Here is a 26,093-nt window from a genome sequence, read left to right as displayed (position 1 = left end):
TGATTATATGTAGGTTAAGTAATTCAACTTTATGATATTTTGTATATTTAGAGCGACGTAAAACGTAATAAATACATTTCCAATAAGTGTTTTTTTCGATTTTTTATGGTTCTATAACTTTGCAGACACTGTTATTACTGAGTTTGTAAGCCATTTTTCATCAGTATAATAGTTTTATCTTTATATTCTTTTTATATAAAAGATATATATTATATTAGGTTTTAAAGTACTATCCGAAAAATGCGCATCTCTTGATTATCTAAAAGGTAATAGTCTTTCACTAAGTAAAAAACAAATTTAAATACTTGAAGATACTGATGGTATTATTTTATACAAGATGTGTAATCAGTATAAACTAAAGGGAAGAGATGTATTAATTGCTCAGACAACAATTATACGCTCAGTTTATCCATATAAGCCTAAATTAGAAGAGACAATACAATATCATCTTAAATGAACAAACAACTCATGAGGAGTCGATAAAACCTATATTAGAGTAAAAAGAAAACTTATTTGGTCGAACAAGTCTGTCTAAGATCAAAAACACTTTATCAATAAAGTGTTTGGTTTAGATTCATAAGCTAGAAATGTAGAAAAAATTTCTACTCTATGTTTTTATAATTTAATTTTGTATCAGAACCATCCAAAATTAAATTATAAAAATTATGGAAACCATTTGAAGTTTACAAGATTCCCTTTGTATATTGAAAATATGCAAAGCTTTCTTTAGAAATTAAAATAAATAAAAACATTAGAATCAATTTTTGATCTTGCATACTTACTGCAGCAAGCTATCGAAGATTTAAGCTTAGTAAATTTCAAAGTTAATCCATTGGTAAATAAATGAATATTCAGTATCTATTAAATGTAATTTCTATAGTAGAGTTACCTGGAAACTGATAACAGTTCACAAAAAACGAGTACGGCTATTGAAGATTTCTGTGTTAAAAAATACTAAGATTCTAGAAAACTATAAGAGGACATGACAAATAACCTTGCTGTATATGATTATTTTGAGCAAGGTTATTTGTCATGGTTTTTTTGGGGGGAATTTAGCTGTTCTCTTCTAAAAAATTAAAGAATACAAACTTACGATTATTATTTGAACCCAAAAGCGAGCTTGTCCTTTGGGTATTACGTTTTCTACGTTCTTGATTCTGTTTAGATTTTTGATTAAACATCTTTATGAAATGCGCAGGATTGCTGTTTTCAGCTCTATTAAACTGAAACCATTGCACACATTCTTCAAAATCCCATCTTGTGTAGCGATCGATATCAGGTGGCAGGGTTTTGTTATAGATAAAGATCATTTTATTGGTTGCCAAACAAATAAAGGGGTAGCTATCGAAGATTTAAATAATCCGTATTGGAAAGAAGTATTTAATGGTCATGTAAGAAGGTTCTAAAAATCAAAAGAATAGGAGACTGAAAGAATGAAAGATAAACGGAAATTTTTGTTTATTGTGTTTGTAATTTTAGTCGTGGATGTGACAGCTTTTAATGTCTATTTGAGTAAAAAATCAATGAGTGATGGTAAAGAAAAACAGCTAAAGCTTTCAAATGAATTACTAACAAGACAGAATGAAGATTTAAAGAAACGGCTGGATAAGGTACTTCCTTTCGCACAAGAACAGCAGAGAAGGGCGTACTTATCGACAGACGAAACCAATAGAAATGAAGTTTTATTTACAAGAAAATGAACCCGATCAAGAGGAAGTATATGTGTTAGCTGAATTTATAAATGTCACGACGGATTCAACGCAAAATCGAGAAGGAAAAGGAAACATGGCGAGTTACAAGTGTAGAAGAACTCAATGTGAAAGTTTTATAACAAAAAAAGATGAGGTGAGAGTGTGATAGGTGCAATCAGTAAGAAGAGTGAAAGAATCAATTTAAGAAGAAATAAGTCATGGATCTACCTAGCAATTATCAGCTTTCTATTTATCGGTTTTTTCGCTTTCTTGACATCTAAAATTTACATGCCAAACGATGAAAAACTATTCCATACGGAAACAAATAAAGTAATCAAGTTGTCGGGGATGGGCAAATTGATTGTAGAAAAAAGGGAATATAATCCACATAAAAATTTCATAGAAATTCGATTTCGGATAGAAGGATATGAGGAAACTGGATTTACGTTTAAGGCACAAGAAAAAGGAAAGCCAGGTGCTCAATTACCTGTCAAAGTGTTGTATGAAGAGAACGGAAATTACGTGATAGAAGTTAAAGAATTATATCCAAATTGGGGAGCTTTAGCTTTAGATATTTACAAAAAAAACAGTGAAAAAGAACAAATGGATATTCGGAAGTTTACACAAGATGTTAACGAATACGAAGAAGAAAATACAAGTACAAAGAGCCCTAATAAAATTGTTCAGACGATTTTTACCGATCAAAGAAAAACAAAAGTGAATGATGAATTGTTAGCTGAAGATAAAAAAACATATGAGATAGATTTTATAGAAAGAGACAAAAAAGATATTGAAACAAAGATCAAAAATTTTGGGAAAGCAATCAAACTGGAAGAAGAAAGTGCGAAGACAGTATATGAGAAAGTAAAAGAACTACAAGATGAAATGAAGTACCAAACCGAAGCGGAAAAAACGGAAACGCAATCGAAAATAGCATCCTTAGAATCTAAAATAAAATCATCAGAAAAGAACGTGGAATTGTTTAAAGGGGAACAAAAAATTAGAAGAAAAGGAACAAGAAATTAATAAAAAGTGAAAAAAGTAGTGTCGTGAGTGAGTCTACATCAGGGGATTTTGTATCGTGAGTGAGTCCACATCACGAAAAAATGAGTCGTGAGTGAGTCTACATTAGGGGATTTTGGGTCGTGAGTGAGTCTACACCTAGAAGCTTTTCTTGCCCCCATCGTTTCGCTAGGCTCCGCCTAGCCCCACACCCTCGGTGGGGGCAAAAACCCCTTATGCTCTTCTCACTATTTTTTGATCTCTACCCAGATTTGCAGAAAGGAGAGGGAAAAGTGGAAATCAGAATTAGAGAAGTAGATCCAATTGCCGTAAAGAAAATAGATGAAATTGCAAAGAGGAAAGGATTATCCAGGCAGAAATTTTTGAAAGACCAAATTGAAATGCTGGCATTTTTTCAGCAACAACATAAAAGAGAAATGGAATTAGAAAATATCATCCAAAAGAACATCCGTATGATGAATGATTGTTATGGCGAAATGAAAAAAATGAATGAGTTTATTCAAATGATGATGCAGGATGATGAAAATGAGTAATGGGGTTCCTGTTCACTCTTCAGTCACGCCAGGTGTTGTTTTAAAAACAAAATTTGTATTGCCGAGTTCGGATGCCTTTCAGAACTATATTGAGTATGTAGATCGAGAAGAAGCAAAAAGTGAAGTGAAGCTGAATCCGAAAATGTTTGAAACGTATCAAGACTATATGGGGAATCCAGAAAAGACATCGGCACTGTTTACGGAACACGCAAATCGCTTAACAGAAAGTGAGAAAAAAGCCTTAAAGGAAATGTTTAAAACCGCTCATGAAAATGGAAGTATTATGTGGCAAGATGTCATTTCTTTTCATAATCCTTGGCTTGAGGAACAAGGCATATATGATGGGAAAACTAAAACATTGGATGAAAAAAAGTTAATGGATGTGACACGGCTTGCGATGAAGGAAATGCAAAAAAGGGAGGGGCTAGAAAAAAGTTCTACCTGGTCAGCAGCCATTCATTTTAATACGAATAATATTCATATTCATGTGGCAACTGTTGAACCATTTCCAACGAGAGAACGTGGAAAAAGAAAACCAAAAACATTGGATGCGATGAGGGGGAAAGTTGTAAATAATCTGTTAGATCGTACGCAGGAACAAAAACAAATTAATGATTTGATTCGAAACAACATGGTGGGAAGTAAAAAAGAAGATTCCGTTTTTGATTGGCGCAATCAACATTTGAAACCATTGTTTTTACAAATCTATAAACAGTTACCAAGTGATAAAAGACAGTGGCAATATAGTTACAATACCATTCAGCCATTGAAGCCGGAAATTGATGAATTAAGCAGGCGATATATTCAACATCATCATAAAAAAGATTACGATCAGTTTCTCCAAAAGTTAGATAAAGAAGTGCAAGTTTTTAAAGAAGCATACGGAGAAGGCAAGTATGATAAGAAGCAATATGAAAATTATAAGACGAATAAAATCAATGACCTGTATAAAAGAATGGGGAACGCTTTTTTACAAGAAATGAAGGCATACGATAAAGAACAAAAGAGAATCCATCCCATGAAAAAATCAAAGCCGTTTCAAAAATTTCAACAGAATGTATCTATACAGTATTCCATGAAGAAAGTGGAGCGTGCTTTTAAAAGTGAATATGAAAGTTGGAAAAACCAAAAGTATTATGAGCGGATGCAAAGGGAAAATGCATATGAAAACGAAAGGGGTTAGATTATGGGGAATGAAAAAGTACGAATGAAGTTATCATTGAGTGAAAACGTCCATCATTATGTTCAAGAGTATATGGAGGAAAATAATATTACACATCCTGGTGATGCCATATCTAAAATTTGTATGGAACATCAAGCAGCAAAAAATACAGAATGGTCATTGAATTATATTTCAGAAGTTGTTTCTAAAAATCTTCATGACATATTAAAAAGTGAGTTAACAAAAATTCGTCTTGGTGCAAATAGTGCGGATCGAAATACACAAGTTTTAATTGAATTAATGAATGGATACTTTTTTGCCAATGACTTAGATTTAGAGAGTATTATTACTACGGATAAAATAGAAGTCGGTGGCGTGAAAATGGCAAAGGAAGTCGTAGCGGAACGAATTAGTCATGCGAGACAAAAACGTATAGATCACGAGGCATCAAAGAACAATGTAACATAAGCTACATTGTTCTTTTTTATAAAAAAATAGGAGGTTAGTAGGATGTTGTTATTTCATGAAGATATTGCATTAGGAGTTATTAAAGAAATTGGAGAAGGTGAACTTGTTTTACTTGTAAAAGATGAAGAACTAACAATTAAAATTACAAGAGAACAAGAGGAAGAACTTGCAGTTCATGTTATGAATCAAGAGAATATGTTAGTTCCGGTTAACTTAAAAACACATGCGCTTTTCTTTGATACAACGGAAAGATGGAATGAAGAAGACATGGAGGAATTGCAAAGAGCGAGTGAAAGTGTAGGAGAAGATCATGAGTAAGAATTATAAGAAAAAGTATCAAACGAAATCACCAGAAGAAAAGAAAGAAGCGGTGCAAGATTTAACAAAAAAGATGGAAAAAAGCGTAGAAGGTTATTTTCGTACACCGGGAGATTTGAAAGAGTATTTAACGTTTATGGCAAAGTTTTATCACTATTCACCATCTAATATTTCATTAATACAGAATCAATTCGAGGGAGCCAGTGCAGTGGGTTCCTTTTCTTTTTGGAAAGAAAAAGGGTTTGCGGTTAAGAAGGGTGAGAAAGGAATCCAGATCCTTGTTCCAAACCGAACTGTAGCAAAATTTAAAGACAAAGAAGGCACTTGGAAAACAGTAACTAAAGCAAATGAAGAAGAGAAAAAACAAATTGAATCTAAAAGTGTAGAAGTGAAACCAAGTCGTTTATATTTTGCTGTCGGTCATGTGTTTGATGCGTCTCAAACGAATGTAAAAGCTGAAGATCTACCACGTATTTTTCCGAATCGTTGGCTAGAAGGAAGCGTAAAAGATTACAAGAGTTTGTACAGAGGGATGGAGGCTGTTGCGGAAAAAAACGGTGTGAAAATAATTGAGCCAAAAGCAGAGCTGGGTGTCGCAAAAGGTGTGAGTTATACCTTAACAAAAGAGGTCGCCTTGAATCCACGGAACAGTGAATTACAAAATGTAAAAACACTTCTTCACGAGTTGGCACATGCCAAACTTCATACAGCAGAGACGCATATGAATTACACAGCACCAGAAAAAGAGTTTCAAGCAGAAATGACCGCTTACGCCGTTTCTTCTTATTTTGGGATTGATACAAGTGAATATTCGTTGGGATATTTGGCGAGCTGGACACAAGGAAAAGAAATGAAAGATAAAACGAAGTTGTTGAAAGAAGTACATGAAACTTCCATTGAATTTATTGAGACAATTGAAAACAAATTAGAAAAGGAAAAAGAAAAAGAGGTGGAAGGTATGGAAAATAAAAATGAAAAACAGGATGAAAAAAATATTTTATTGGTGGAATATATGAGTTTAAGCAAGACGACACAAGAGCTTGTTTCCGTTACAGAGTTAAGGGAGCAAGTAGATAGAAATCGAGTGTTTGAGCCTGTAGAAGGTGGAGAAAAATTGAGTGATAAAGAATTTATAGATGCGTTTAACGAGGCAAATCAAGAAAAGTATGCAGCACTAAATCAGAATGACATTACTCGTCCAACTATGTTAATTCAATGGAGTGAAAATGGAAATTTTACAAGTAATCAATTGATCCCATTTGGAGAAGCCAATGAAAAAATGTCTGAAGTCATTTCAAATATTGAAAAAGCAAAAGAGGAAGCAAGAGAAAGAGATGAATATGTACCATATGATAAAACTCGTTACCATATCGCCATTCCTAAAGAAGTAGATAGGGATTTTGGGAGAATGGAGCTTGTGAGTATGGATCGTTTGGATATGGGAGATGGAGACTACAAGACTCCGTATGAACAAGTATTAAACGAGAAAAGGTATCTATCAGATGAAGTGAAGCAAGCGTTACGAGATGAGGTGGTGAATCATAGAAATAACAAAGAAATACCGCTGGAAAAAGCACAGGAAAATACATTAGAAAGATTGAAAGAAACACCCAACCACTTAGTTACAATTGAAGTATTAGCAAACGGTATACAGGATGAAGAACTGGCAAGAATCCACATGATGGATGCTGTTACGAAAGATATAAATTATTTGTCTGTATGGAATCAAGATAAAACAGATAGGGACGATTTATATGTTTCTCTAATGGAAAAGAACGGGAAACGAGAAAATGTCTATTTAGATAACATTTTGAAACCAGATTTATATGAAAAGGTTCAAAGTTCTATCTTTGATGGGAGAGGAAACTTGTCATTTGTTGTTTATGAAAAGGATGCAAATATGAGTCTAGATGAAATTGTAAAAGATGAACGATATGGAATCTTAGTTGATAAAGCGGAAGAACAAAAAGATCCCTCATTTAATGAAAAAGAAGTGGAATTGTATAAAGAGATGAAGAAGGAAGGATATGCAACTATTGCTTCTTTAGATCAACAAATTCAACCTTCAAAAGAAAAAGAGTCAGCTACTCTAGATAAGGATTTAAGCCGGAAATACGAAGCATACAGACGTTCACAATATGAAGAAACACCGGATAATATTGATAGTATTGTCACTCGTGTAAAAGCTGAAGAGCGATATTATACAACAAAGTATGTTTCGATTGATAATGAGCTGGTAAGCCAGGAACACGTAGTGAAATTAGAAAACCAGGTGGATGAGAAGCTTGGGAAAGAAGGAATAACGGTGAATCAGTCTACAACTTCAAAGGAAATGAATATGGATAAAAAATATCAGCCATTGAATGATAAGCAAAACCAAAACAATAATAAAGGAATAGAACGTGAGCCTATTGCACAAGGTCATGTAGAGCAGGCGAAGGCTACAAAGAAATCAAGTAGAAAAAAAGAAACAAAGGAAATGGAACGATGAAAAATTTTATAACAGGAAAATCAGATTGAATCATTTTTTGTTACTCATTTGAGAAAACGGAAAGTGATTTTTTTATGCCTAGAAATGAAAGAGGGTACATGTAAAGCCCTCTTTCTTGTTTTGAGAACGAAAGGAGTGAAAGGGAATGGGAAACATTGTAGAAATTGTAGACATTGATTACAAGGGTGTTTGGGCAGAAAAAGGAGATTCAAAAGAGCTTATTTTTATTTCGTTATCTACCGAAGAAATTCAAGCCGTTCGTGAAATGCTGTCGGAACAAAAACAATTATATGTGTTCTTACAGAAGGAACTAGAATGGAAGGTTATGTCATGAATGTATGGCTGTTTGCAGGCTGTATGCTCCTTGTAGCAGTCTTTTTGAACACGCTGTTATTATTCGGTTACAGAATGATAACAACGTGGAGAAATAAGAAATGGAAGCGTGAAAATGAAATTGCAGATTAATAGGGGGTACTATTTATGGGAAAAACATTGTTTATTGCAGAGAAACCGAAGGTAGCTGTTGAATTATTAAAATCACCTAGATTTAGAAACTCACAAAGGTATCCAGGGAGCAAGCCGTATTATGGCTACTATGAAAATGAAAATTACATTATTAGTTGGTGCCGAGGGCATTTATTAGAGCTAAAACATCCGGAAGAAATGGATGAGCGATACAAAGAATTCAAATTTGATCACTTGCCAATTATTTTAGAGCCAGAATATAAAGCGAAATCGGATAGTCTTGAACAAATTCAAATATTAGTTAAGCTGTTAAACCGTCCCGATGTAGATCATGTGGTCAACTCCTGTGATGCAGATAGAGAAGGTGAGCTTATCTATCGTGAAATAGTTGAACATGCAGGTGTGAACAAGCGAGAATCCCGTCTTTTTATCTCTTCCTATGAGGCCGCAGAATTAGAAGGAGCATTAAACCGATTAGAACCAGGAACAGACTATGACGGGCTTGCACAATCCGCTAAAGCAAGGCAATACCTGGACTATATTCTAGGAATTAATGTTACAAGGGGCTGTACATCAAAACTAGCAAAAAACCAATTTTTATTGGCTTCTGGTCGTGTTCAAATGTGTATCTTGAATGAAATCCGTCAAAGGGAAATCGCTATCCAAAATTATAAAGAACAAACCTATTATAATTTAAAGCTACTAACGGAAAACGGTTTATCACCAGTAATGAAAACAGAAGATCAACTGATAGATCCATCACCACTACAAAAGCTTGGAGATAGCTTGAAAGAAACGAATGTAATCGTAACGGAATTTAAAGAAAGTACGAGAAAAAAGAAACCAAAATTATTATATAACTTAACGGATATCTACAAAGATGCTCACGCCAAACTGAAGATAAATGCGGAAACAGCAAAAAAATATATACAGAGTTTGTATGAAGAAGGCTTTATTACTTATCCTCGTTCTTCATCCAGGCATTTACCTACTGAGCAAGTGGAACGGGTAAAAGAAGTAATGGCAGCATTAGAAAAGAGTGACTATGCAAACCTGGTACAACAAGTAGCCCCATCTTCTATTACAAAAAAACACACTACATTTAATAATGAGTTAGTCAGTAGTCACTTTGCCATCATCCCAACAACAAAATTATATGCCGGAACCAACCGAAATCCATTAGAAAAACAGTTATATGACTTAATTGTAAAACGATTTATCGGGAATTTTATGAAACCAGCAATCTACTTGGTAAGAGAAGTGTATTTTATAGATCAAGAGGGCAACACATACAGTACAAAAGAAAAGATCCTACAAGAGAAAGGATTTCTAAGTGTGTTTCAAGAGGATATAGAAGAGGGATCAGTTGAAGCATTTCAGATACCTATTTTACGAGAAGGAGATTCTTTCAGAATCGTTCAGTATGACTTGATTGAGTCTCGAACAAAGAAACCAGCCTTTCATACGGAAAGTTCCATTTTAACCTTTATGGAGACGGCAGGACGTAAATTGGATGATGAACATTTGAAAGAACTTATGAAGGGAAAACGGATTGGGACAGTCGCAACGGAAGAAACGTTTATTCCGAAACTGTTAGAGCGAAGCTATATTGATGTTACCAACAGTCAGATTCGAACCACTAATATTGGTCGTGCGTTTATAGATGCTTTTCCGGTAGATGAAATCAAAAATCCAGCTTATACGGCTGAAATGGAAGGGATGATCTACATGATCGAAAAGAAAGAAATGAAATATGAGGAATTTGTAGAGAAAACAAATACGTTTGTAAAAGATACGGTGGAACAATTAGGCGCAATGGATGATAAAGTGTCGGATAGCATTATTAATACTTGGAATCAGCAAATTGAGGTGTGTAAATGCCCTTGTAGAAAAGGAAAAATCCTTCATAAAGGCAATTTTTATGGGTGCAGTAATTATCCAGAATGTGAAATCTCCTTACCGAAAAAAATTAAAGAAAAAGCGATTCCGGAAGCGCAAGCGAAAAAGCTGTTTGAGGATAAGAAAACAGATCTTTTAAAAGGGTTTAAGTCCAATGAGAAGGAGTTTTCCGCTTATCTAGTGTTACATGAAGGGAAAGTTAAATTTCAGTTCCCAACACAAGAGGAGCTGTCATTTGGTAAATGTCCAAAATGTAAAAAAGGGGATATGCTTCATCGTAAAACGTTTTATGGATGCACGGAGCATAAAAATGGATGTGATTTTATGTTACCAGCAAAGATGAAAGGTAAAGCGATCCCTGGTAATCAAATGAAAAAGCTGATTCAGTATAAAACAACAGATTTTATAAATGGCTTTGAAGGGGAAAAGGGAGAATTTACAGCAGCTATCTATATGGAAGCGGACGGAAGTTTGAAATTCCGTTTTCCAACGACTGAAGATCGTACAATTGGCAAATGTCCATTATGTAAGAGTAGAGTTCTTGTAGGGAAAAGTAACTACTTATGTGAGAAATACAAAAAAGGCTGTGACTTCATTATTTTTGGTACATTCTCTGGTAAAAATCTAAGTAGTAACCATGTGAAAAAATTATTAGAGAAGAATGTAACGGATCAGATCAAAGGGTTTATCTCGAACAAAAACGGGAAGAAATTTGATGCTCGTTTATCATACAGCGTACAGGAGAAGCGATTAAAATTCTTATTCGGCAAATAAAAATTGAATGTATGTAAAAGAGGACTAGGAAATGGAATAGTCCTCTTTTTTATTTCATTTTATAGAGTAAAGGGGGGATTCCGTAATGGCACATGTCAGTACGGAGGATGCGATGAAAGCAAGAAAAGTTGACTTGATTTCATATCTGGAAGCAAAAGGAGAAACGTTTAAGAAAGAAGGAAACTATTATCGTCATACGGAACATGACAGTCTCATTATTAAAGGGAATCAATACGCCTGGAATAGTCGAGGGGAAAAAGGCTATGGAGCGATTAGCTTTGCCATGATGTACTATGACATGACATTCCCTCAAGCCGTGATGGACATTCAGAAGGGGGACTACAAAGAGTTTGATCGTTCAAATGCTGAAGAAGAACGCAAAAAAGAGCAGCAGCCCTTCAACTATCCAAAATACTTAGAGGTGCCGAAACAAACAGAGATCAAACAGTACTTAATTGATGAGCGGAAAATAGATCCTCGTTTAGTGAACTGGCTAATTAAAAAGGATCTCATCGCCCAGGATAAGAAAAACAATGTCGTGTTCAAATGGCGAGAAGAAGGAGGCAAAGGGCAAGTAATTGGAATGAACCGTCAAGGTACGGTCAAAATGGAGAATAAACGAGGAAGTTTTAAACAAATTGTCCCGAATTACGAAAGGATTCATGCAGGTTTTACAGTTGATGTAGGCAAGCCGGATAAGATTATTTTTTATGAAGATCCAATCGACATGTTGTCCCATTGGAGTATCAAGCAAAATAAAATACAAAACGCTCGCCTGGTCTCTATGCATGGATTGAAGTCAAAAACGGTGATTCAATCTTTAATGGATGCGAAAAAAGAAGGGCACGATATTAAAGAAGTCATAATGGCAGTTGATAATGATAAAGCTGGGAAAGACTTCATTCAGACGATGAAATGCTTTGTAGATCTTAAAGAGGACATTCCAACACATGAAAAAGATTGGAACGATGTCCGGAAGAAACAAGTGAGTGAACAACAGCCAAAAGAAACAGCTCAACCAAAGAAAATAAAACCAATCAAAGAGGTGGAAAGAAGTGTCTAATCTACCATCTATGCCAAACATACTACAGATTTTGATTTATAGTTTTATCCTTTACGTACTTTTTCATATTTGTAAATTTGTGTACCGGAAGATCCAGGAGCGTAGAATGCTGAAGCGAATGGCGAAGTCCGGTATTCGCTATATAGACAAAATGGATGGACGTCAATTCGAAGTATACCTAAAAGCTCTCTTTCGAGAGTTGGGTTATTCTCCAACAGTCACAAAGCAGTCAAATGATTTCGGAGCGGACCTTGTATTGAAGGGAAAAAATCGTATTGTAATCCAGGCGAAACGCTACGGGATGAAAAATAGAGTCGGCATCAGTGCCGTACAAGAGATATATGCAGCGCAAGCTTATTACAAGGCACATGAGGGTTGGGTTGTAACAAACAGTGTGTATACAAGGCAGGCGAAAGAATTAGCGGAGGCATGCCATGTAAAACTAATAGATCGTGTAGAACTTCAGAAACTGATTAATAAAATTAATCCCGAATATTCGGCTGAAGACGTATATCAAGGGGTAAAACCTGCAGAAAGGAAATGCCCAACATGTAAAAATCATTTAGTCGTTCGAAATTCGAATAAAACAGGAAATAAGTTTCTTGGCTGTTCTCAATATCCTACATGTACACATACAGAGCCAATCAATACGTGAGCTGTGATAAAAATCCAGCTCTTTTGTTATTTTTAGGAATTAACTTTAAAAAATCATACTTTCATCAAAAAACAGCTTCTCAGATTTCGATATAACCAATGTTTATTTAAAAGCGAATGACATAAGACCTAAATAACAAAGGATGTGTTGTAAGTAAAAATAAGCGGTTTAAAGGGAGTTAAGGATGTTAATAAGAATTTTTTATAAAATATCTGAAAAACAAATAAATAACCTTGTAAGGTTGGTTGTTTTATTATAAAATAACCTTATAGGGTTTTTATAAAGGTAAGGAGTGAAAATATTGGAGAATACAGTAAAAGAAATCATTGATGATTTAGAGTATCTGTTCAGGAATGGAGAAGTTGGCATGGAAGTAAGTAATCCGGCTTACTATCAGAGGTTTTGTAAAGTACTGAATGCAACAGATATGCGCTATGATTTACATATTCATGAATATGATGAGGATTCTCTAGTTGTTAAATTAGTGTAAAATACAAATGTTTTAAGGGGTTAATTTCTTGAAGTATAAAAAGGTAATGGGGAGGAAAAGGATATGAAAATTGGTACATCTGAATGGCTTTCTCTTAGTAAGGATATTAAGCTGAAGTTGATCCGTTTGGCTGTCATAGATAGTAAATATAAACAAGCAAAATAAAAACCCTTCATTTGCTTAACAGCAAACAAAGAGTTTAGTTAATGAGTGACTGAAGTAGAAGGAAATCTAGTCCATTTCCTTCTTTATTTATTGTAACATAAAAGGAAAAGCACAAACAAAGGAGAATTCCCATGAAAGAAATTGATAAATACATGACACCATCTGAAGCAGCTTTTTATTGGGGGATTCCTCGTGAGACAATTAAGAATAAATATAGCCCTTCTTTAATGAACGAGAAGCAAATAAATGATTTAGAACGCATGTTACAAGAAGGTTTAGTGAAGTATTTTTTGCATCCTGAAGGGAAGCGTAAGGAATGGATTATAAGCCGACAGGCAATGTATGAATGGTTTGGAGAACCAAAAGACAAGTAGGAAAGGGGGATAATAATGCAAGAGGAAACATTTTCTCTCTGGGGAGGATTTAAGAGTGCATTTCGTTTGATTATTTGGTTTTGGATCGTTATGTTTTTGCTATTTGGTGAAAGCTTGCTACAATAGAACCAAGTCGAATGTGAAATACCCTTAGGCAGCTCTCGTAGATTCAGGGTCTACGGGGGCTATAAATTACAACTTATAATAATTTCACGTACCGCACTTATTAATAAAAAACAAACCCAAAACCATAAGATACTTCACATCAGACAATAAAACAGAAATTGAATTTGAATAAGCATTCCTGCGGGAGTGCTTATTCATTTTATTTGCAGGAAATTATCACCATTTGTCGAATTATATAAGCTGAAGGGTGATAGAAATGAGTCATAGAAACCTTTTTATACTGGCAATGAATACGTAAAAACAAAAACATTCACTTATAACGGTTAATAGGAGGAATTATCATGAAAAAATTAGCTACAATTGCGTTGACTGGTGCGTTAGCTTTAGGCGGTTTAACGGTTATGAATTTAGATACACCAAAGGCACAAGCTGAGGAATGGGATGGCTGTCATTATATCTGTGGTCCTGGCGAAACAGTAAACGATGTTACGGTTAAAATACATTCTACACAAGTTACTTTTGGTAATAGCTTAATTGCAAGAATCACGAATGACCGAGCTGAAGAAATTCATTACAATGTCAGCATCGAAAAGAAAAACGGAGATAGCTGGGGAGAATTTGAAACTAATTTCAAATGGAACAATCAGTGGGTTCCAGCTGGCTCATATGATGAAATTTCAACTTTCACAGGATATGGCGATGATGTTTATGAAAATGGCACATACCGATACAAAGTTGAAGTTGTAAGCGCAGCTGGTTCTATTGATACAATTTACACAGCAGGAATGACAGTAACAGGGCGATAACTCATGACTGAGCTTTATTATTTATGATTGCATTTTCGATAATATCATTGATAATTGCGTTGATATTATTATTAAAATAAGCTCTTCGGAGCTTATTTTTTTATATAAAAATTGAATATTAATATTCTATTATTGAGTTTTATCCTCTGTTCATAAACATAAGATTTTCTGGACAGATGTCTCTTAACGTACAGAAAACGCTTAAGATGTGTCCAGTTTGTGTCTAAACGTACAATTTTCCCGAAATGGTATGGTGAGACCATGCCCATCAACTTAAGGATGGATACAAAATTAACTTTTGTTCAATTGAACTAAAATCTCCCAAAATGGGGACAAGTTATTAAAAATAAGTACACGAAATAAACCCTAACGGGTTTCATTTTTTTCTTATGCAGCTTTCTTTTGCTTGCTACATCCACTATACTCATAGATAACACCCATGATATCAAAGACAGTTTTCTTCTCATATCGATGAGATTTCCGCCCGTTTTTCTCTAGAAGGTGGAACAGGCGGATCAGAAGCTTTGTTATCTCTTGGGTGCTTTTCCCTATGGCTTGATAGAGGAGAAACAGATGATCTTGGATCATTCCAATCGCTTTATATTCACTTAATTCTTTTTGCTTCTTTTGTAACACAAGTTGGCGCATTTTAAACATCGTAGAAGAACATAAAAAAATAGCGATGAGTTTCCCGTATAAATGGCACTCTATTCTTTCTTGTTTGACGGTACGACAATGATTAATATCAAACAATGATTTCCACGTTTTAAAAACAATTTCTATCTGCCAACGCAATGTATATAATTCATGTACTTGTTCCATCGGAACCCATTCCCAAGGTGCATTTGTCACATATACATTTAATCCCGCTGCTAATTTACTTTTATCTGAATAGGTTTTGTGTTTTGACTTTTCTTTTTCTGCAATTTTCTCTAGACGTTTTTTTAATTGTGCCTCTGTTAAACGATGAAAAATGAGACGTGAAAATAGCTGCTGTTTATCCCCAATATAAGCTTGCTGATATTCTATCGTTTCGCCTGGTTGGAGTTGATTCAAAATCTGTATGACATTGATTTGTATGTATTCTGATTGTTTTTTAATGGAACCATTTTTAAAATATTCCGGATTTGGATTTTTTACATATACGTTCGTATTTAACTTTAACCTCGAAATATAATACGTACCACGTTGATCCATTTGATCTAAATCCTCTAATGAAAAATACCCTAAATCACGAATACATAAATCGCCTGGCCGTAACGTATCTAAACATTCTGTTCCGAATGTTTTATCATTATTTTTTCCAGGTCCCACTTGAAAATTAAGAAATTGCCCACTATGTAAATCATATTCTAATTGAATTTTGATCCCAGCTGTTTGAGCGCAGCCACCTGAACCAGGATATATATGTTCCAAAGTATGGGGTACTTGAAACATAGTGGCATCCATGATGCGAATGCGTTTAAAATGAGCAAAAAGTTGGTTAGAAATGTGAGTCTGCTCACAGATTTTTTGTTGTAACAATAACGAAAAGACATGCTTTAAAAATAACACTGATTTTGCAGTAAATCGTTTATTTAAGCCCTCTGGGCTGAGTAAAGTACCTGTAGCTGCATGAAGTCTACTACATAATCGGACTAAAGGATCACTGGCCACCCGTTGGCTAATCCAAATACAAATGGTAGCTAAATCTGATCCTGAAAACTTGCGTTTTCGCTTTATAAACTTAATCTCTCTTGCTAGTTCTTCCAAAAATCCAGGTGTGATATAGCGCTGTAATTCTTCTGCAAATGGTTGTAACTCCTCTTGAATCGAGAGATTCATAAAAAACGTCACCCTTTCTCATAGATTATTAAGAAAGAATAACGTTTTTTTGTACTTGGGGGTAGTAAAAAGTCTTAAGTTGATGGGCATGTATGGTGAGACCCATGCCCATCAACTTAAGAACAGAAACAAAATGAACTTTCGTTCAAATAAAATAAAAACTTTTAAAACACTTTCTCCCCTTAAAAATGAGCATGCCAAATAAACCTAAATAGGTATTATTTTTAAAGATTATGCAGTTTTCTTTTGTTTTCTAAATCTACTATACTCATAGATAACACCCATAATATCAAAGACTGTTTTCTTCTCATATCGATGAGATTTCCGTCCGTTTTTCTGTAATAGGTGGAATAGGCGGATTAGAATCTTTGTTATTTCTTGGATATTTTTCTGTATAGCTTGATACAGAAGATATAAATAATCTTGAATCATCCCTATTGCTTTATATTCGCTTAATTCTCTTTTCTTCTTTTGTAAAAGCAGTTGACGCATTTTAAACATAGTAGAGGAGCACAGGAAAATAGCGATTAGCTTTCCATATAGTTGGCATTCTAACCGTTCCTGTTTTACATTACGATAATGGTCTATTTTGAAGAGTGATTTCCACATTTTAAAGACAATCTCTATTTGCCAACGCAAAGTATATAACTCATGTACCTGTTCCATCGGAACCCATTCCCAAGGTATATTCGTCACGTACACATTTAATCCAGCTACCACTTTACTTTTCTCTGAGTACGTTCTATTTTGTGATTTTTCTTTTTCTGCGATTTTTGCTTGTCGTTTTTGAAGTTGCTTTTCTGTTAATCGGTTAAAAATAACACGTGCAAACAGCTGTTGTTTATCACCGATATAAGCATGTTTTAATTCAAATGTTTCTCCGGGCTGTAGTTGATTTAAAATTTGTTTCACATCAATGTGTATGTATTCTGATTGTTTCTTAATTGCACCATTTTTAAAGCATTCTGGGTTTGGATTTTTCACATATACATTCGTATTCAATTTTAAACGAGAAATATAGTATGTACCCCGTTGATCCATTTGATCTAAGTCTTCCAATGAAAAATAACCCAAATCACGAATACATAAATCCCCTGGTCGTAAGGTATCTAAGCATTCTGTACCAAAAGTTTTATCATTATTTTTTCCTGGTCCAACTTGAAAGTTAAGAAATTCCCCACTGTGCAGATCATATTCTAATTGAATTTTGATTCCGGCTGTTTGGGCACACCCTCCAGAGCCTGGATATACATTCTCCAAAGCACTTGGCACTTGGAATAAGGTAGCATCTAGGATACGGATTCGCCCAAAATAAGAGAAGAGATGATTAGAAAATTGCGTTTGTTCACATATTTTCCGTTGTAACAGTAAAGAAAAAATATGTTGTAAAAACAAAACTGCTTTCGCATTTAAACGTTTATTTAGGCCTTCAGGGCTGAGTAAAGTACCAGTAGCTGCATGAAGCCTACTACATAATCGGACTAAGGGATCACTTGCCACCCGTTGACTGATCCAAATACAAATGGTAGCTAAGTCTGATCCAGAAAACTTACGTTTTCGTTTAATAAATCCGATTTCTCTTGCAAGTTCTTCTAAGAATACAGGTGTAACATATCGTTGTAATTCTTCAGCAAATCGTAGTAGTTCATCTTGAATCGAGAGATTCATAAGAAAACGTCATCCTTTCTAATTTAGCTTGTTTAGAAAGGATAACGTTTTTTGGTATTTGAGGGTATTAAAATTTCCTGAGTTGATGGGCATGTATAGTGACCCCTAATGCTGCTATTCAAAAGTTTACTTTCGAAAATAAGAAAAAGCCCTAAGTAGTTAGGACTCTTTTTGTATACCTTTAACAGGAATATTTAATTTGATTTTACGACTAGTTATATAAACTCCCATAAGTATAAAAACTAACCCAATGATTAATCTCCAACTTATATTTTCATTTAAAAGAATATATCCCCAGAAAATAGCTGATACTGGCACTAAGTATGTAGATATGGAAGCGAAGTTTGGGCTCCCTTTTTGAATTAAGTAAAAATAAAGTAAATAGGCTATACCCGATCCAAATGTACCTATTCCAATTAATGCGCCTATATGATGCCATGATATTTTAGTTAAAATTTGAATTGGTTCTTCTACAAATAGAACTATGACACCACTACATATGCTACCGACTAATAATGTACCTAAAGAAATTTGGAACATAGATATTTCTTTAAGATAACGCTTTGTTATATGAGTTGCTAAACCATAGCAAAAAGTTGCTATCAACATTGCGACGAAATTTAATGAATCAACTGAAAAAACATTTGATAGATGTATATCTGAGAGTATTAAAATACCTATGAATCCAATACATAGACCTATAATTTGGTTACGATTGGAACGTATACCAAATAATAAAATTCCTAAAACCATTGTCCATAATGGTTGGGTTGCATTTAAAACAGAAGCTAAATTACTAGTCATTTTTTGTTCGCTAAAACAAATAAGTGTCCATGGAATTAAAGTATTTAGTATTCCTACAGCAAACAAAGGTATAAAAGGAATTTTCCCTCTAAAAGATTTGCGGAAAAATGGTATAAGTACAATAAGTGTTATAGCTCCAAAAGTTGATCGTAAAAATGCTACTACCAAAGGATTGAAATCTGCAACTAAAATCTTGAAAAAATAGAAAGATCCTCCCCAAATAAGGCTTAACATAATGAGTGCAAAGTATAATTTACGCGACATTTTTTCCCCTCTTTACTTTTTGATATTTAGCTTTTCATCTATATATTATATGGATTTATTTTACATAAAATAGAATATAAAACCAAGAAAAAGAACCGCCATTTGTATGTTGCGGTTCTTTAGAAAACAATTCTAGTTCATCAGAAATTGATAAATTCATACCAAAAACGCCATCCTTTCTGTATATTTCTACAAAAATAATGGCATTTTTAGGGAATTATAGATATGAATTCATCTTAGATTGATGTCCCTACTATAAATTAAATAAAGAACTTACCTTCAACCACTTTTTTACCAGTACCACCTATATAAAGTTCTATATCTTTTTCTTTTCTAGAGATAAATAATTCTATTAAACAAGGCATTTTTACAATCGTACCTTGCTCAGCTCGAAGGTGAATACACTTTTGTTTATTATAATAATTCTTGGCAAGATATGCTCCAACAGCAGCGTTCCCCATTCCACAAGCAGGATCTTCCATACCTTCCCTGGGGCACAGATTTCTAGTGTGGAAATCAAAATCCTCTCCATAAGTATCAAATGTGAATATTTGCACTTCACGAACACCCAAATTCTCACACAACTCTTGTAACAATTGAACATCGCGTTTAACTGACATTAATGCACTTAAAGAATTTACTGCTATCACTAAATATTTCACACCTAAATCAATCGTTTGAATTGGAAGATTGAAAGCAATATCTGCTTCATTAATTCCCAAAGTATTGGCGATTGTCTTTTTGTTTATTATTGGTGAAATAAACTTAGGAGAGCTTTGCTTCATTTTTACAAGCACTTGATTTCTAACGTTTTCAATAACAACTTCACATATTCCATTTTGAGTTTCAATTTGATATATTGTTTTTTTACTGAGATCAATCTTTTTGGAATTTACTAGTGCCATAAATGCTGCAATTGTTGGATGTCCAGCAAGCGATACTTCTTTATTAGGAGTAAAGTAACGAAATAGAAAATCCGCATTATAAGAGGGATAGACAAATACTGTCTCCACGAGGTTTATCTGTTTAGCAATGTTTTGCAAAGTATTATTGTCTAAACCACTAGGGTCAAAAAAAATAGCAGCGGGATTTCCAGTTAAATTTTCACCAGAAAAGCTATTGATTACCATAAATTCTTTTTCCAACTTAATTCTATACCTCCAATATTCAATCTATGTAACTAATTTTAATATAAACTAATTTCTATTTTAATGGTCTAAATTCTTGTAAAGAATTTTCTAAACTTGCCTGTACTAGTAGGATTAATTTTTTTTGTTTTTTTGGGTACTCTAAAATCTTAGCTTGATAGCGATGGGGTACCACCACATCGCTATCAAGCTAAGCTTATGCAAAGTCAATTTTAGGCGAGATTGTTTCTTTTTTCTAAAGGGAAAGTGTAGGTGATTGAAAGATTTACATACGAAATAAACCCTAACGGGTTTCACTTTTTTGAATTAAGCGGCTTGATTATCAGACAGGGTACAATTGTAAACGACACCTAATATATCAAAGACCGTTTTTTTCTCATATCGATGAGATTTCCGCCCGTTTTGCTGTAGGAGATTGAACAGACGAAGTAACACCTTTGATAGCTCTTGGGTGTTTTTTTGTATAGTTTGGAATAGAAGAAGAAAATAGTCTTTAATCATATATATAGCTTTATACTCACTAAGCTCTCGTTTTTTCTTCATGAGGAGCAATTGGCGCATTTGAAACATGATAGAAGAACAGAGTAGAATGGCAATCAATTGACCATATAAATGGCACTCCAATCGTTCTGGTTTTATCTTTTTACAATGATGAATTTGAAAGAATGACTTCCACGTTTTAAATAAAATTTCGATTTGCCAACGCAAAGAATACCAGTCATGTACCTGTCCCATCGGGACAATATCTATAGGGGTGTTTGTCATATATACATTGATACCACTGAGTCGTTTACTACGAGGAGAATACTTCATTCCTTTCTTTTTTTCTCTTACAGCTTGATCTTGTAATCGTTTTCGTTGCTGTTGTTTTGTTAATCGATGAACAATTACACGAGCTGGCATTTTATCAATCATACCTACATAAGCATCAGCTATTTCACATGTTTGTCCTGGTTGAAGAGAGTTCATTACCGTCTCCATATCTATCTGTATATACTCTGTACCTTTCTTAATTCTTCCATCTTGAAAATAATCAGGGTTAGGATTTTTTTGATAAATACATGTATTCGACTTGATACGAGAGATATAGTAGGCCTCTTTATCTTGTATATATTGAAGGTCTTTTAAATGAAAATAACCTAAATCTCGGATACATAAATCATTCGCTGTCACAGTTGGGGCACACAGAGAGCCGTAAGTGCGATCATGTTGTTTACCTGGACCTGTATGAATATGTAGGAACTGTCCACTTAACAAATCATACTCAAGTTGAATTTTTATCCCAGCTGTATGGCTGCATCCTCCTGCACCTGGATAAACCGATGAAAATACATTCGGGAGTTGAAATGCAGTTGAATCTAAAATACGAATACGCTTGAAAACAGAAGTGTATGGAGAAGAAATTGGCATAGATGCGGCCAATTTTTTGCTTAATAGTTCAGCTAGTAGGTGTTGTAAAAGTTGGACGGCCGCCTTATTAAATCGTTGATTCAGTCCCTCAGGACTGATAAGTACTGCTGTTGATGCTTCTAAACAGCTAGATAATTGAGTTAAAGAAGTCATAGCTACATTTTGGCTCACCCATACACATAAAGCTATTAAATCTTTTGCTTGATACTTACTGGTTCGTTGTACAAAACCAACATCTCTAGCAAGATTCCGTAAGGTATTTGGAGATAAAAAACTTTGAATCTCTTGAGCAAATAGTTGTAATTCGTCATACACAGAAACAGACATAAAAAACGCCATCCTTTCCTATGATTCTACAGTAAGAATAGCGTATTTTTTCATTTTAGGGGGCATTTCTTTTTATTAGCTTGCTAGCGATGCGATGCCCCCCTATAAGACTTCGTTAAGGGTATCCCAAAAATTAAAATTCAGGTGATTTTTGTAACAATATATCTTGTTAATTCATTTTTTATAATTTATAATATTAACTGTGTATGGTGTGTATATTGTGTATCATATAACATAACACTTATCGATTGAGAGGTTGTTTAATGAAAATAATCTTAAGTAATGTATCAAATCAACCTTTATATCAACAGATAAAGGAACAGATTAAAGAATCAATATTTAACAATGAGTTGAAAGAAGGCGAACAATTGCCATCAATCCGCTTATTAGCTAACGACTTACATGTAAGTGTACTTACCACAAAAAGAGTCTATGCAGAACTAGAAGCAGAAGGTTTTATTATTACTAGGATTGGCAAAGGTACCTATGTAGCACCTACAAACCTAGAGCTGTTAATGGAATCTAAGCGTCGCATGGTGGAAGTCAAGCTCGCAGAGGTTTGTCAGATGGCTCGGAGTATAGGAATTCATGCAGATGATCTCCATTCAATATTGGACTTAATTTTAGAGGAGGAGAATGAAAAATGAACGCTGTGTTAGAAGTGAATAATCTAAATAAAACTTACGAAAATTTTTCATTAAAAGATATTACTTTCTCACTTAGCAAAGACTGTATAACAGGTTTTATTGGAACTAATGGTTCCGGGAAAACCACAACAATTAAAGTAATCCTTGGCCTCATTTTAAAAGATTCCGGAAAAATTAATTTTTTAGGAAAAGATATGGATAAAAATGAAAGAAAGTCCAAAAACAACATTGGCATCGTGCTGGATGAGGGATATTTCTATGATGAATTAACATTGAAAGAAATGAAAAATGTGATTGCACCTTCCTATACTGATTGGGATGAGTCGGTTTTCTTAGCTTATATTAAACAGTTTAATTTAAATCTAGAACAGAAAATTTCTACCCTATCCAAAGGTATGCGGATGAAATTTGCAGTTGCATTGGCTCTATCCCACCACGCAGACCTATTAATAATGGATGAACCAACAAGTGGTTTGGATCCATTGGTACGAAGTGAATTAATGGATATTCTCCTAGATTTTATGAAGGAACCCGGGAAAAGCGTCTTTTTTTCCACTCATATTACCTCTGATTTAGATAAAATTGCCGATATGATCATTTTAATCGATGATGGAAAAATTTTAGTTAATGAGGAAAAAGATGTGTTAGTAGACACACATGCATTGGTAAAGGGAGACAATCAATTAATTAATGAACAAACAAAAAAACTTTTTTTAAATTTACATCAATCTCACTACGGATTTGAGGGGATTACTCATAAAAAAGATGATGTACGCCGACTCATGCCTGATGTATTGATGGAAAGACCAACTTTAGAGGATATTATGCTTTCATATATCGGGGGTAATAACCATGTTAATTAACCTTGTAAGGAAAGACTTTATACTAGTCAAAAAATATTTTCTAATTTTACTCGTCTATGCTACTATCGCTCCTATTTACATTTCTACACAACTACATTTAAACGATGGCGGTCTTGTTAGCTTTCTTTTAACAGTAATTGTGATGGAGCTTATTTTGTTTAGTACGTTATCCAAATTTGAGGATCAGTACAAGGGGGCCGCTTTGCTTTGTGCAACTCCATATACACGAAATGCATTTGTAAAAGCAAAATATATCTTTCTCTTTGTAATTTTCATTTGTGTCTCCATCATCCGTATTATTACGTCAGTTATCATACCATCAGGTATAGAAAAACTCAGCGTAAACGCTCTTGGAATAACATTTTTAATTTTCAGTATTTTATTTGGTATACTACTTCCTGTTCAATTTAAATTCGGTTATGATAAAACAAAACTTATATCATTTTTCACTGTCTTTTTAATACCTTTTGTCGCTCCTACTCTTATAAAGGGAGGTGAATCGATTAACATTGGTTTTACAACCACCTTTCCATTTTCATCAATTGTTCTGGCATGGATGCCTTGTTTTATTTCAATAGCTATTTGTCTTATATCAATGGTAATATCTCTGAAAATATATGCAAAAAAGGATTTATAATTAAATTTTAAATATAATGGGGATAGTTGTTAAAGGAAATATATGTAGTATCGTACAGATTCATTTCTTTTCAGCCATCCCCTATAAAAATTTAAATCCCCCTTGTGATGTACCTTTTTCTTAATTAAGTAGATTTTATGGATATTGAAATAAACTGAGTCTTTAAATCATTGGTCTTCTTAGTTTCTCTTTTCATTAAAGGATACCGCCCCATCGCCATCAGGCTAAGAAATTCATTGTTCCTCAAAACGATGGGCTGAATCCTTATAGATAGCTATGGAAAGGTGAGATTTTCGCTTTGGGGGTATTTCAAAATATTAGTTTGATAGCGATGTGGCGAGACTCCTACATAGGTAATTTTATCGAGGACATGATAAAGAACCAATTTAATGGATGGGATAAGAAAAATAATACGAGGAAACTTACTTTATTTTATGTTTTTTAACTAAATAATGCTTTGAAAATAATCTTGACTATTTTTTATGTGACAACTTCCTTCCTAATAGTTTGATAATCTTACGGAATAAAATAGCAACATAACTGTTTTTTGAGTTACTATATAAATTTAGGGTATCACTAAAGGTAATATTATGTTTCCATATATTAACGATAATAATTAAATTTCACCCATTGAAATAGTTAAATAATGTATATTCATAAAGGAGAGTAGCATGAAAAGATTTTTAAAAATATTTGCGGTTTTATTCATAACATTTGTAGTGATTATTTTAGTAGCCATCGTCTTCAATAAGAATTATCATACAAAGTTTGAATCGTTGAATGAAACTGACCAACGAATGTTGCAAGAATTATCAACTATATATAAAAACTTTGAAGAATCTAGTGATAAGCTTTGGGATGGCAAGTATCATTTTGAAAAAAAACCGTTAATTCTAATACGTACTAATAAAGATGGAGGAATGATACGTAAAGAAGCTTATGCTATAAATGTGAAGCAAATCGAAGACAGTGTATTCGCAAAGGAGATACAAGTCCCTAAATCCTTACATTTACCTAAGGTATATCGTTTAAGTCGTTTTGATCTTGGAACGCTTTCTACATGGTTTCCTTCAAATTTTGGAGCAGTAGATATTTCAAATAATCAGATCTTTTATTTGAAATATTATCCTAAAATGTTTAGTAATCCAGATTTATATTTTGATTTCCCTTCCTTTTTATTACATGAATCTTTTCATGCTTATAAACAAAAAGATTGGACATATGATGCAAATGGCGGAGAATATATTGATGATTATCCTGTAAAAAAAGAAAATTATGCGTTAATGGGATTGGAATTTAAGCTATTAGATAGAGCTATGATGGATAATAATCCAGAAACATTAAAACAAGTTTTATATGACTGGACTATTGTACGTAATTACCGCTATAAAAAATGGCCACAACTAGTTGGTGAAACAAAGGCAGAAGCGATAGAAGGCTCAGCACGGTACTTAGAATATCGTTATAGCAAATTAACTGGTGGAACCCTTATGGTACTTGCAAAGAAAGAAAAGCCTTATCATGTTACTTTTATGGAGGCATTCAATTTTATTGCCAATGGACAGGCGGAATCTCCAAGCTTCTTAGAAAGGGATATTCGATATGAGACTGGCTCAGCTCTAGAATTAATTATGGATAAAGCGAATGTTCCATGGAAAGAAGCCATTGAGGATAGTTCAACTAAACGAGGGAAAACACAATATGAAATTTTAAATGAATACTTTAAAATAAATGATCCTTCTATAAATGAAAGCAGAATAAAGGAAATTAAAGAGAGCAACAATTATGAGATTCTTTTAGAACAAGGGAGAAAATTAGTTGGAATAAGTAGCTCTGTGGGGCAGTAAAGAAATGTAATATGAAAAAGAATTTCCTTTGGAAAGCTTACTGAAGGGGATTCTTTTTTAGTTTATAGATATATAAAGAATCTATATTGATGAAAATTTCACTTTTCTTATTTATTTTGCACTTCCTAACACAATTTCTTCTAATCCATAT

22 protein-coding genes and 4 pseudogenes are annotated in these 26,093 nt (G+C 33.8%); 20 read left to right on the top strand and 6 right to left on the bottom strand.

Features of this window, described 5'->3' with window-relative positions; translation table 11 throughout:
- Positions 1–1,052: 1,052 nt before the first annotated feature.
- A pseudogene (locus ACP6L7_RS32615) lies at positions 1,053–1,286 on the bottom strand (Replicase RepFR55); the annotation flags it as partial.
- On the opposite strand from ACP6L7_RS32615, the pseudogene ACP6L7_RS36300 reads away from it, so the two are divergent.
- From ACP6L7_RS36300 to ACP6L7_RS32540, 16 genes and pseudogenes are all read left to right on the top strand, one after another.
- Positions 1,287–1,406, top strand: a pseudogene (locus ACP6L7_RS36300) (bifunctional lytic transglycosylase/C40 family peptidase); the annotation flags it as partial.
- A gap of 27 nt (positions 1,407–1,433) precedes the next feature.
- A pseudogene (locus ACP6L7_RS32610) lies at positions 1,434–1,831 on the top strand (hypothetical protein).
- A gap of 22 nt (positions 1,832–1,853) precedes the next feature.
- A pseudogene (locus ACP6L7_RS32605) lies at positions 1,854–2,727 on the top strand (hypothetical protein).
- Between the two features lie 259 nt (positions 2,728–2,986).
- Positions 2,987–3,247: a hypothetical protein gene (locus ACP6L7_RS32600; protein WP_070146073.1), complete on the top strand. Its 261-nt coding sequence runs from the start codon at positions 2,987–2,989 to the stop codon at positions 3,245–3,247.
- Entirely contained in the window at positions 3,240–4,430 is a 1,191-nt protein-coding gene (mobP2, locus tag ACP6L7_RS32595) for a MobP2 family relaxase (RefSeq protein WP_430529701.1), read from the top strand. Before ACP6L7_RS32600 ends, mobP2 begins: the two co-directional genes overlap by 8 nt.
- Positions 4,431–4,433: 3 nt before the next feature.
- Positions 4,434–4,877: a hypothetical protein gene (locus ACP6L7_RS32590; protein ID WP_070146071.1), complete on the top strand. Its 444-nt coding sequence runs from the start codon at positions 4,434–4,436 to the stop codon at positions 4,875–4,877.
- 42 nt (positions 4,878–4,919) lie between these two features.
- Positions 4,920–5,195: a hypothetical protein gene (locus ACP6L7_RS32585; RefSeq protein ID WP_097833408.1), complete on the top strand. Its 276-nt coding sequence runs from the start codon at positions 4,920–4,922 to the stop codon at positions 5,193–5,195.
- Complete coding sequence (locus ACP6L7_RS32580) at positions 5,188–7,686, top strand: LPD25 domain-containing protein (protein WP_430529700.1); 2,499 nt, start codon at positions 5,188–5,190, stop codon at positions 7,684–7,686. Before ACP6L7_RS32585 ends, ACP6L7_RS32580 begins: the two co-directional genes overlap by 8 nt.
- A gap of 145 nt (positions 7,687–7,831) precedes the next feature.
- Positions 7,832–8,020, top strand: a complete 189-nt coding sequence (locus ACP6L7_RS32575; RefSeq protein ID WP_097833407.1) for a hypothetical protein — start codon at positions 7,832–7,834, stop codon at positions 8,018–8,020.
- Positions 8,017–8,151, top strand: a complete 135-nt coding sequence (locus tag ACP6L7_RS32570) for a hypothetical protein (RefSeq protein WP_255290771.1) — start codon at positions 8,017–8,019, stop codon at positions 8,149–8,151. Before ACP6L7_RS32575 ends, ACP6L7_RS32570 begins: the two co-directional genes overlap by 4 nt.
- 15 nt (positions 8,152–8,166) lie before the next feature.
- Positions 8,167–10,824, top strand: a complete 2,658-nt coding sequence (locus ACP6L7_RS32565; RefSeq protein WP_430529699.1) for a type IA DNA topoisomerase — start codon at positions 8,167–8,169, stop codon at positions 10,822–10,824.
- An 85-nt stretch (positions 10,825–10,909) separates the two neighbouring features.
- Positions 10,910–11,887: a DUF3991 and TOPRIM domain-containing protein gene (locus ACP6L7_RS32560; protein ID WP_098362084.1), complete on the top strand. Its 978-nt coding sequence runs from the start codon at positions 10,910–10,912 to the stop codon at positions 11,885–11,887.
- Positions 11,880–12,542: a restriction endonuclease gene (locus tag ACP6L7_RS32555; RefSeq protein ID WP_430529698.1), complete on the top strand. Its 663-nt coding sequence runs from the start codon at positions 11,880–11,882 to the stop codon at positions 12,540–12,542. Before ACP6L7_RS32560 ends, ACP6L7_RS32555 begins: the two co-directional genes overlap by 8 nt.
- 301 nt (positions 12,543–12,843) lie before the next feature.
- The gene (locus ACP6L7_RS32550) at positions 12,844–13,032 is read left to right on the top strand and encodes a hypothetical protein (protein ID WP_097833412.1); all 189 of its coding nucleotides are present in this window, start codon (positions 12,844–12,846) and stop codon (positions 13,030–13,032) included.
- A 296-nt stretch (positions 13,033–13,328) separates the two neighbouring features.
- Positions 13,329–13,571 carry a helix-turn-helix domain-containing protein gene (locus tag ACP6L7_RS32545; RefSeq protein ID WP_002139963.1) on the top strand — a complete coding sequence of 81 codons (243 nt, stop codon included), beginning with the start codon at positions 13,329–13,331 and terminating at the stop codon, positions 13,569–13,571.
- 467 nt (positions 13,572–14,038) lie between these two features.
- Positions 14,039–14,503, top strand: a complete 465-nt coding sequence (locus tag ACP6L7_RS32540) for a hypothetical protein (protein ID WP_097832457.1) — start codon at positions 14,039–14,041, stop codon at positions 14,501–14,503.
- A gap of 387 nt (positions 14,504–14,890) precedes the next feature.
- Here the strand turns inward: ACP6L7_RS32540 and ACP6L7_RS32535 are convergent, their stop codons facing one another.
- The 5 genes from ACP6L7_RS32535 to ACP6L7_RS32515 all read right to left on the bottom strand — a co-directional run bounded on the left by ACP6L7_RS32535 (position 14,891) and on the right by ACP6L7_RS32515 (position 21,948).
- Positions 14,891–16,327 carry an IS4 family transposase gene (locus ACP6L7_RS32535; RefSeq protein WP_430529099.1) on the bottom strand — a complete coding sequence of 479 codons (1,437 nt, stop codon included), beginning with the start codon at positions 16,325–16,327 and terminating at the stop codon, positions 14,891–14,893.
- 231 nt (positions 16,328–16,558) lie between these two features.
- Complete coding sequence (locus ACP6L7_RS32530; protein WP_098791579.1) at positions 16,559–17,995, bottom strand: IS4 family transposase; 1,437 nt, start codon at positions 17,993–17,995, stop codon at positions 16,559–16,561.
- A gap of 159 nt (positions 17,996–18,154) precedes the next feature.
- Positions 18,155–19,063 carry a DMT family transporter gene (locus ACP6L7_RS32525; protein WP_097832459.1) on the bottom strand — a complete coding sequence of 303 codons (909 nt, stop codon included), beginning with the start codon at positions 19,061–19,063 and terminating at the stop codon, positions 18,155–18,157.
- A gap of 260 nt (positions 19,064–19,323) precedes the next feature.
- A complete protein-coding gene (locus ACP6L7_RS32520) occupies positions 19,324–20,208 on the bottom strand; it encodes a PhzF family phenazine biosynthesis protein (protein ID WP_430529697.1) in 885 nt (294 codons plus the stop codon).
- A gap of 309 nt (positions 20,209–20,517) precedes the next feature.
- Positions 20,518–21,948, bottom strand: coding sequence for an IS4 family transposase (locus ACP6L7_RS32515; RefSeq protein ID WP_430529696.1), 1,431 nt, complete (start codon positions 21,946–21,948; stop codon positions 20,518–20,520).
- A 263-nt stretch (positions 21,949–22,211) separates the two neighbouring features.
- On the opposite strand from ACP6L7_RS32515, the gene ACP6L7_RS32510 reads away from it, so the two are divergent.
- The 4 genes from ACP6L7_RS32510 (at position 22,212) to ACP6L7_RS32495 (ending at position 25,942) form a co-directional block, all read left to right on the top strand.
- Complete coding sequence (locus ACP6L7_RS32510; protein WP_097833450.1) at positions 22,212–22,595, top strand: GntR family transcriptional regulator; 384 nt, start codon at positions 22,212–22,214, stop codon at positions 22,593–22,595.
- Positions 22,592–23,458: an ABC transporter ATP-binding protein gene (locus ACP6L7_RS32505; protein ID WP_098361802.1), complete on the top strand. Its 867-nt coding sequence runs from the start codon at positions 22,592–22,594 to the stop codon at positions 23,456–23,458. Before ACP6L7_RS32510 ends, ACP6L7_RS32505 begins: the two co-directional genes overlap by 4 nt.
- Positions 23,448–24,095, top strand: a complete 648-nt coding sequence (locus ACP6L7_RS32500) for an ABC-2 transporter permease (protein ID WP_098361803.1) — start codon at positions 23,448–23,450, stop codon at positions 24,093–24,095. Before ACP6L7_RS32505 ends, ACP6L7_RS32500 begins: the two co-directional genes overlap by 11 nt.
- A gap of 671 nt (positions 24,096–24,766) precedes the next feature.
- The gene (locus ACP6L7_RS32495) at positions 24,767–25,942 is read left to right on the top strand and encodes a hypothetical protein (RefSeq protein ID WP_088010093.1); all 1,176 of its coding nucleotides are present in this window, start codon (positions 24,767–24,769) and stop codon (positions 25,940–25,942) included.
- The last annotated feature ends 151 nt before the right edge of the window (positions 25,943–26,093 follow it).

This window comes from Bacillus silvicola (assembly GCF_050524305.1).
Taxonomy (GTDB): Bacteria; Bacillota; Bacilli; order Bacillales; family Bacillaceae_G; genus Bacillus_A; species Bacillus_A cereus_AT.
The sequence above is the reverse complement of the archived record's forward strand: the minus strand, read 5'-3'. Positions and strand labels throughout refer to the sequence as shown.

Excerpts from the sequence above, each read along its gene's own strand:
- mobP2 (WP_430529701.1), top strand. The coding sequence starts at position 3,240 with ATGAGTAATGGGGTTCCTGTTCACTCTTCAGTCACGCCAGGTGTTGTT.
- ACP6L7_RS32590 (WP_070146071.1), top strand. The coding sequence starts at position 4,434 with ATGGGGAATGAAAAAGTACGAATGAAGTTATCATTGAGTGAAAACGTC.
- ACP6L7_RS32585 (WP_097833408.1), top strand. The coding sequence starts at position 4,920 with ATGTTGTTATTTCATGAAGATATTGCATTAGGAGTTATTAAAGAAATT.
- ACP6L7_RS32580 (WP_430529700.1), top strand. The coding sequence starts at position 5,188 with ATGAGTAAGAATTATAAGAAAAAGTATCAAACGAAATCACCAGAAGAA.
- ACP6L7_RS32575 (WP_097833407.1), top strand. The coding sequence starts at position 7,832 with ATGGGAAACATTGTAGAAATTGTAGACATTGATTACAAGGGTGTTTGG.
- ACP6L7_RS32570 (WP_255290771.1), top strand. The coding sequence starts at position 8,017 with ATGAATGTATGGCTGTTTGCAGGCTGTATGCTCCTTGTAGCAGTCTTT.
- ACP6L7_RS32565 (WP_430529699.1), top strand. The coding sequence starts at position 8,167 with ATGGGAAAAACATTGTTTATTGCAGAGAAACCGAAGGTAGCTGTTGAA.
- ACP6L7_RS32560 (WP_098362084.1), top strand. The coding sequence starts at position 10,910 with ATGGCACATGTCAGTACGGAGGATGCGATGAAAGCAAGAAAAGTTGAC.
- ACP6L7_RS32545 (WP_002139963.1), top strand. The coding sequence starts at position 13,329 with ATGAAAGAAATTGATAAATACATGACACCATCTGAAGCAGCTTTTTAT.
- ACP6L7_RS32540 (WP_097832457.1), top strand. The coding sequence starts at position 14,039 with ATGAAAAAATTAGCTACAATTGCGTTGACTGGTGCGTTAGCTTTAGGC.
- ACP6L7_RS32535 (WP_430529099.1), bottom strand. The coding sequence starts at position 16,327 with ATGAATCTCTCGATTCAAGAGGAGTTACAACCATTTGCAGAAGAATTA.
- ACP6L7_RS32530 (WP_098791579.1), bottom strand. The coding sequence starts at position 17,995 with ATGAATCTCTCGATTCAAGATGAACTACTACGATTTGCTGAAGAATTA.
- ACP6L7_RS32525 (WP_097832459.1), bottom strand. The coding sequence starts at position 19,063 with ATGTCGCGTAAATTATACTTTGCACTCATTATGTTAAGCCTTATTTGG.
- ACP6L7_RS32515 (WP_430529696.1), bottom strand. The coding sequence starts at position 21,948 with ATGTCTGTTTCTGTGTATGACGAATTACAACTATTTGCTCAAGAGATT.
- ACP6L7_RS32510 (WP_097833450.1), top strand. The coding sequence starts at position 22,212 with ATGAAAATAATCTTAAGTAATGTATCAAATCAACCTTTATATCAACAG.
- ACP6L7_RS32505 (WP_098361802.1), top strand. The coding sequence starts at position 22,592 with ATGAACGCTGTGTTAGAAGTGAATAATCTAAATAAAACTTACGAAAAT.
- ACP6L7_RS32500 (WP_098361803.1), top strand. The coding sequence starts at position 23,448 with ATGTTAATTAACCTTGTAAGGAAAGACTTTATACTAGTCAAAAAATAT.
- ACP6L7_RS32495 (WP_088010093.1), top strand. The coding sequence starts at position 24,767 with ATGAAAAGATTTTTAAAAATATTTGCGGTTTTATTCATAACATTTGTA.